Annotated in this window: 5 protein-coding genes and 4 tRNA genes; 2 read left to right on the forward strand and 7 right to left on the reverse strand. The window is 49.0% G+C overall.

Translation table 11 applies throughout. The features are described from left to right. From GA0061070_RS23785 to GA0061070_RS23805, 5 genes are all read right to left on the reverse strand, one after another. A partial coding sequence (locus GA0061070_RS23785; protein ID WP_090138966.1) for a GTP-binding protein occupies positions 1-602 on the reverse strand: 602 nt, incomplete at its 3' end. A 114-nt stretch (positions 603-716) separates the two neighbouring features. After that, positions 717-792, reverse strand: a tRNA-Thr gene (locus GA0061070_RS23790). 6 nt (positions 793-798) lie between these two features. Continuing rightward, a tRNA-Gly gene (locus tag GA0061070_RS23795) sits at positions 799-873 on the reverse strand. A 111-nt stretch (positions 874-984) separates the two neighbouring features. Continuing rightward, a tRNA-Tyr gene (locus GA0061070_RS23800) sits at positions 985-1,069 on the reverse strand. 8 nt (positions 1,070-1,077) lie between these two features. Next, a tRNA-Thr gene (locus GA0061070_RS23805) sits at positions 1,078-1,153 on the reverse strand. A 327-nt stretch (positions 1,154-1,480) separates the two neighbouring features. Between GA0061070_RS23805 and GA0061070_RS23810 the strand changes: the two genes are divergently transcribed. After that, positions 1,481-2,029, forward strand: a complete 549-nt coding sequence (locus GA0061070_RS23810) for a GNAT family N-acetyltransferase (protein WP_090138968.1) — start codon at positions 1,481-1,483, stop codon at positions 2,027-2,029. A 202-nt stretch (positions 2,030-2,231) separates the two neighbouring features. Further along, on the forward strand, positions 2,232-3,182 hold the full coding sequence (coaA, locus tag GA0061070_RS23815) for a type I pantothenate kinase (protein ID WP_090138971.1): 951 nt from the start codon (positions 2,232-2,234) through the stop codon (positions 3,180-3,182). 28 nt (positions 3,183-3,210) lie between these two features. On the opposite strand, the gene birA is transcribed toward coaA, so the two are convergent. Both birA and murB read right to left on the reverse strand, forming a co-directional pair. Beyond that, complete coding sequence (gene birA, locus GA0061070_RS23820; RefSeq protein WP_090138972.1) at positions 3,211-4,173, reverse strand: bifunctional biotin--[acetyl-CoA-carboxylase] ligase/biotin operon repressor BirA; 963 nt, start codon at positions 4,171-4,173, stop codon at positions 3,211-3,213. Further along, positions 4,170-5,198 carry a UDP-N-acetylmuramate dehydrogenase gene (gene murB, locus GA0061070_RS23825; RefSeq protein WP_090138974.1) on the reverse strand — a complete coding sequence of 343 codons (1,029 nt, stop codon included), beginning with the start codon at positions 5,196-5,198 and terminating at the stop codon, positions 4,170-4,172. The genes birA and murB overlap by 4 nt, the downstream gene beginning before the upstream one ends. Between the last annotated feature and the right edge of the window lie 172 nt (positions 5,199-5,370).

Below are 5,370 nucleotides of genomic sequence, written 5' to 3' on the forward strand. Positions count from 1 at the left end.
GGAATGTAAGTATCCAGGAAGCCAGCCAGTTCGATGATTTTCGCTTCCCACTCTGCTTCGCCTTCCAGCGCTTTCAGAGCAGAACCACGAACGATCGGCGTGTCGTCGCCCGGGAAATCGTACTGAGACAGCAGCTCACGAACTTCCATCTCAACCAGTTCCAGCAGCTCTTCGTCATCAACCATGTCGCATTTGTTCAGGAACACGATAATGTACGGAACGCCTACCTGACGACCCAGCAGGATGTGCTCACGGGTCTGCGGCATCGGGCCGTCAGTCGCAGCAACAACCAGGATCGCGCCGTCCATCTGCGCAGCACCGGTGATCATGTTTTTAACATAGTCGGCGTGCCCCGGGCAGTCTACGTGCGCGTAGTGGCGAGTCGGGGTGTCATATTCAACGTGAGAAGTGTTGATGGTGATACCACGAGCTTTTTCTTCCGGTGCGTTATCGATCTGGTCGAATGCGCGAGCAGAACCACCGTAGGTTTTTGCCAGAACGGTAGTGATTGCAGCAGTCAGCGTTGTTTTACCATGGTCAACGTGGCCGATAGTACCGACGTTAACGTGCGGTTTTGTACGTTCAAACTTTTCTTTAGACATCGATTGTCCCTCTAAGACACGGATAAATCGGTGATATCACCACATCAACCAGGCAACACGCCCGACTTGTTGAATGCTAAATAACAGAAGAAAAACCGGGAAGGAGAAATGAAGTGGTGCTGATACCCAGAGTCGAACTGGGGACCTCACCCTTACCAAGGGTGCGCTCTACCAACTGAGCCATATCAGCACATCGTGGAGCGGGCAGCGGGAATCGAACCCGCATCATCAGCTTGGAAGGCTGAGGTAATAGCCATTATACGATGCCCGCATCCTGAAACTCGGCTACCCAGTGCTTCTGTATTGTCGGGAGAAGATTCTCTCCCTAAGAGCTGATTCATAACTGACACCAACTCTGGTTACGTTTTAGCGTAACCGAAAATGGTGGTGGGGGAAGGATTCGAACCTTCGAAGTCTGTGACGGCAGATTTACAGTCTGCTCCCTTTGGCCGCTCGGGAACCCCACCGGACTTGATGGTGCCGACTACCGGAATCGAACTGGTGACCTACTGATTACAAGTCAGTTGCTCTACCTACTGAGCTAAGTCGGCATCAAGTAGCGCGCATTCTAGGGAGACAGAGGAGTTGATGCAACAAAAAAATTGCACAAAACGTTCTATCGCTCACATTTTGCACGACACACCATATAAATGCTGTAATTTCATGCAGAGAAGTATAAAAAAACAGCATCACGTTCCACAATTTTGCGCCAGTAAGCCTCCTTTAATCGCGACAACATCGGGCATCTCTTCGGTGCAACTGCGTTAACATGGTGCAAAAAACCATCACCATAGTGAATATCGCTGAAGCCAGACATAGATTGTGTGTTGGATCACTAATTGCATTACTTTAGCCACCAACCCGATGGAGGTTTCACGATGAAAATCGTCTTGTTAAACGCAGCTACTTTGCCAGTCTATTGTCCAGAACTCGCTGTACTACTGCTTGATGCACTTAATAGTGGAGCCTCCATTGGGTATCAACGCACGATTAGCCAGCAGGAGGCAGAAAGCGCCTTCTCGCGGTTACGCAACGAGCTGGAGACAGGTGAACGCCTGATCTGGATTGCACGCGATGAGCAGGGCGTTGCCGGCAGCGTTAGTCTACAGTTCCCTATGCAACCTGAAGCACTGAACAGGGCGAACATAAAATTGTTGCTGGTACACCGCCGGGCGCGGCGCACAGGTATTGGGAAGAAACTCCTGGCCGAGCTGGAAAAAACAGCCTGCATGCGCCAGCGCGGTCTGCTATGGCTGGAAACACCGTCAGGTTCTGCTGCAGAAGCATTTTATCGTTCGCAAGGATATCGCAGCCTTGGGGAAATCCCCGATTATCTCAGTTCAGCAGATGGCTATTACCAACCAGCAGCCATTTACTTCAAACGTTTATTTGCGGTTAATCAGTGTGTTCGTTCTATTGCCAGTTGATGTGCTGAGCGTGATGCTTTCGTGGGAAAGCATCACGCAGACGCGATTTTTCATATTATTCCCTGTCATCTGGTGTTAACCTCCTGCCCAATGATCCCACTTATTTCAATAACGTCTAGCCATAGCATTACCTTAAGAGACTCTCTCTCACAACGTACCGGTAGCCTACGTGACGAGGGGTAATAGCGGGCAGATAAAGCTTATGAGTAAAAAAGAGCAAACGTTAATGACGCCTTACTTACAGTTTAATCGCAGCCAGTGGGCTGCTCTTCGTGATTCAGTTCCGATGACGCTTACCGAGGGCGAAATCGCACGATTAAAAGGCATTAATGAAGACCTTTCTTTGGAAGAAGTTGCGGAGATTTATCTCCCCCTTTCCCGTTTACTCAATTTTTATATCAGTTCGAACCTGCGCCGTCAGGCCGTACTTGAGCAATTCCTTGGGACGAATGGGCAACGCATTCCGTACATCATTAGTATTGCAGGCAGCGTAGCGGTTGGGAAAAGTACTACCGCCCGTGTGCTACAGGCATTATTGAGTCGCTGGCCAGAACATCGCCGTGTTGAACTAATTACGACTGATGGTTTTCTGCATCCCAATCAGGTACTGAAAGATCGTGGGTTAATGAAGAAAAAAGGCTTCCCACAATCTTATGATATGCATCGCCTGGTACAGTTTGTTTCGGATATTAAATCTGGGGTGCCGAATGCCACAGCGCCGGTTTATTCGCACCTGATATATGACGTAATTCCGGATGGGGATAAAACAGTTGCTCAGCCTGATATTTTAATTCTCGAAGGGTTGAATGTATTACAGAGCGGCATGGATTATCCTCATGACCCGCATCATGTATTTGTCTCCGATTTTGTCGATTTTTCTATTTATGTTGATGCCCCGGAAGATCTGTTACAAACCTGGTATATCAACCGCTTCCTGAAGTTCCGAGAAGGCGCATTTACCAATCCTGATTCCTATTTTCATAATTATGCGAAGTTATCCGAACAGGAAGCGATTGAGATCGCATTGTCGCTGTGGAAAGAAATTAACGGTCTAAATCTTAAAGAAAATATTCTACCAACCCGCGAGCGGGCTAGCCTGATTATGACTAAAAGCGCTAACCATGCGGTTGAGCAAGTTCGTTTGCGTAAATAAATAAAGGGAGCATCTCGCTCCCCCTTGTTTATTCTGCACTGCGTAGTGAAATCTCTCCACCGACCCAGGGTTTTATAACCCCATCACGTTCAAGTAGTAGGGCTCCTTGCTCATCAATACCACGGGAAATACCTACAATTTCTTTCTCTCCGATAATCAGTTTTACCGGACGATTAATAAAATTATCCAGTTTTTCCCAGCGAGAAAGGAACGGAGCAAGCCCTTCTTGCTCAAAGCATTTCAGGGCGGTGCGTAATTCAGTAATCAGACGTATGGCGAGCATGTTGCGATCGATGCAAACACCAGCTTCTTGCAGGTTAATCCAGCTCTGGCTGATGTCTTCAGCCTGTGCTTTACGCATCATCAGATTAACTCCGGCACCAATCACGATCTGCGCCGCATCACCAGTTTTACCGGTTAATTCGACGAGGATACCCGCAAGTTTACGATCCTGAAGGTAGAGATCATTTGGCCATTTAACCCGCACCTCGGCGGCGCCTAAATCGCGTAAAACTTCCGCCATTACAATACCTATTACCAAGCTTAACCCGATTGCCGCTGCTGGCCCTTGATCCAAACGCCAATACATGGAGATATAGAGATTCGAACCGAACGGAGAGATCCATTTGCGGCCACGGCGACCACGACCTGCCTGCTGATATTCCGCCACGCAGGCATCACCCGAATGCAGTTCATTAAGGCGATCCAGCAAATACTGATTTGTCGAATCAATCACCGGTAAAACGGCAATATTCCCCTGAGTAATATGTGAACGGATCAATGTTTCATCCAGAAGCTGGATAGGTTCCGGTAAACTGTAACCCTTCCCCGGAACGGTAAAGATTTCGATTCCCCAGTCACGAAGGGTCTGGACATGTTTATTGATTGCCGCCCGGCTCATTCCCAGGCGTTCTCCCAACTGCTCACCCGAATGGAATTCGCCATCTGCCAGAATAGAAATCAGCGTTAACGGAACGGTATTATCCTTCATGCTATCGTCTCCACGGCATTCACCTCACCGACACAGCCGATAAAACGCACTTCAGGCTCAAGCCAGACATTAAACTTCTCACCCACGCGCTGGCGCACAAGATGAGCAAGTTGCACCACATCATCGCTTGTAGCCTGCCCGGTATTTATTAGCACCAGCGCTTGTAAGTGATGGATCGCTGCACCACCAACAGTGGCGCCTTTTAGCTGACATTGATCGATCAGCCAGCCAGCAGCCAGCTTTACGGAACCATCAGTTTGAGGATAATGCGGAGCCCCAGGAAAAGCGGAGAGTAAGAAGTCCGCCTGTTCAGCTGTGATCACGGGGTTTTTAAAGAAGCTACCAGCATTCCCGTTAACTTTTGGGTCCGGTAATTTGCTGGTACGCATACGGCATACAGCGTCAAAAACATCTTTCGGTGTCACCGTCGCGGGATCAAGCCGGGTCAGGTCACCGTAGGTAAGCACCGGCCTCCAGTTTTTTGCCAGACGCAAACCGACCGCCGTAATGGCATAACGATTCTGGTACTCATGTTTAAAGATGCTGTCGCGATAGCCGAAACGACAGGCCTCTGCGGACAAGCGCTTAGATTTGCCACTGCTGAGTTCTATGCAGTCGACATAGTTGCAGACTCGCTGCAACTCGATTCCATATGCACCGATATTCTGAATCGGTGAGCTCCCTGTGCAACCCGGAATAAGCGCCAGATTCTCAAGGCCCGGCATCCCGCGTTCCAGAGTCAGTTGCACCAAGTGATGCCAGTTTTCACCCGCGCCGACGTGTAGGTACCATGCATCGGCTTCTTCACGCACCTCAATACCCATAATACGGTTGATAACGACGGTTCCGGAAAAATCATCCAGAAATAGTACGTTGCTGCCTTCACCCAGAATCAATACGGCCTGCTGGCGCTGTACTGCATCCTGCCATGCATTGAGCAGTTGCTGCGATGTTTCGGCGCAGACAATATGGCGGGCATTCCGATCAATACCAAAGGTATTCCATGGCTTAAGGGAGTGATTCATTAGCGATATCCTGATGCAAAAACACGGCTAAGTTTACCGTATCCAGGTGACAAGCGCTTGTGGTGTTTAAGGCAAGCATAAAGCAAAAAATCTATGGTCACCCCCATTTTTGCAACACTGATTTTGATTAATGGTGGGCTTGCTTAAATCTATCCGGCGTCTATGTGGGCAA

The organism is Kosakonia oryziphila, from assembly GCF_900094795.1.
GTDB classification, from domain to species: Bacteria; Pseudomonadota; Gammaproteobacteria; order Enterobacterales; family Enterobacteriaceae; genus Kosakonia; species Kosakonia oryziphila.